Source organism: Pectobacterium brasiliense, assembly GCF_013449685.1.
Lineage (GTDB): Bacteria > Pseudomonadota > Gammaproteobacteria > Enterobacterales > Enterobacteriaceae > Pectobacterium > Pectobacterium brasiliense_A.
In genome coordinates, this window is sequence record NZ_JACDSF010000146.1 from 1 (window position 1) to 1,012 (window position 1,012).

General features: G+C 46.1%; 1 protein-coding gene and 1 tRNA gene. One reads left to right on the forward strand and one right to left on the reverse strand.

Features of this window, described 5'->3' with window-relative positions; translation table 11 throughout:
• Nucleotides 1-17: 17 nt before the first annotated feature.
• On the reverse strand, nt 18-566 hold the full coding sequence (locus H0248_RS21750) for a GNAT family N-acetyltransferase (RefSeq protein WP_180787457.1): 549 nt from the start codon (nt 564-566) through the stop codon (nt 18-20).
• Between the two features lie 331 nt (nt 567-897).
• On the opposite strand from H0248_RS21750, the gene H0248_RS21755 reads away from it, so the two are divergent.
• A tRNA-Thr gene (locus H0248_RS21755) sits at nt 898-973 on the forward strand.
• Nucleotides 974-1,012 lie beyond the last annotated feature (39 nt).

A 1,012-nucleotide genomic window follows, 5' to 3' on the forward strand; every position in this document is an offset into this window, starting at 1 on the left:
CTATTTGGCGAAGCTATTTAGCTAGCGATGGCTTTACCTAAACCATTCACAGCAAAGAGGCGCTTATAATAGATGGCCGTTGGGTGGTAATAACCATCAGGTGTGCAAGCATAGTCTGGCAATTCTCCCAGGTGGCGATAACCCAAGGCACGGTAGAACGCTTCTGCGGGGGAGCCTGCTTGGGTGTCTAAGTAGAGCAAGCCCCTCTGCTGTAAAAGTGCGCTCTTTTCCAACAGTTGAATGAGCAGTCGGCCTATTCCCGCTCTTCTTGTGCGGCTATGAACCAGTAATTTTTGAATTTCAGCTCTGTTTTTCCCGTTTGTTTTTTGACACAACTCGAGCTGTACGCTTCCGACGATACCCTCCTCATCGCGCGCTACCCATATCATACGTTCACCGCTGGAAACGGATGTTTGCAAACTATGAAAATATTCTGTCGCTTCTTTATGGGACAGTGGCCAGTGGTATCCAACAGAAGCGCCTTTTTCTACAGCATCTATCAATAGATTAGCCAGTTCCTCACGATAGACAGGCAAGGTTGCTGCATTGAGTTGAACGGTTTTCATCGTATTTTTCCCCTTCGACAGAAATTTATTTTTAACCAAGCAAAATGCATTCCAAGTCGGTTTTCTTAGAAAAGCGAGCAAAATAGCATCGGTCGGTGCAGCGACTGCCCTTCTAAAGGGCAAAACCGTATTTTTGGTGCAAGAGAAACAAGAGGAAGGTTGGTGGCGAAATCACCATTTTGTTGGATAGGGTTGGTGGTTCTTTGCGCTAATTCTTACTGTTACTCTAGATTTATAGCTGAATTTGGATAAAATCTAAGCGATAGCGCATTTTACGCAATTTTTTTGTTGCATCGAGCGTTCTGTCTACCTAGAATGCGCAGCACTTGAAGCCGGCTTAGCTCAGTAGGTAGAGCAACTGACTTGTAATCAGTAGGTCACCAGTTCGATTCCGGTAGCCGGCACCATCAAGTACACAATCAGGTGGGGTTCCCGAGCGGCCAAAG

What these genes read in the sequence shown, in the direction of transcription:
- H0248_RS21750 (WP_180787457.1), bottom strand. Translation starts at nt 566, where the DNA reads ATGAAAACCGTTCAACTCAATGCAGCAACCTTGCCTGTCTATCGTGAG.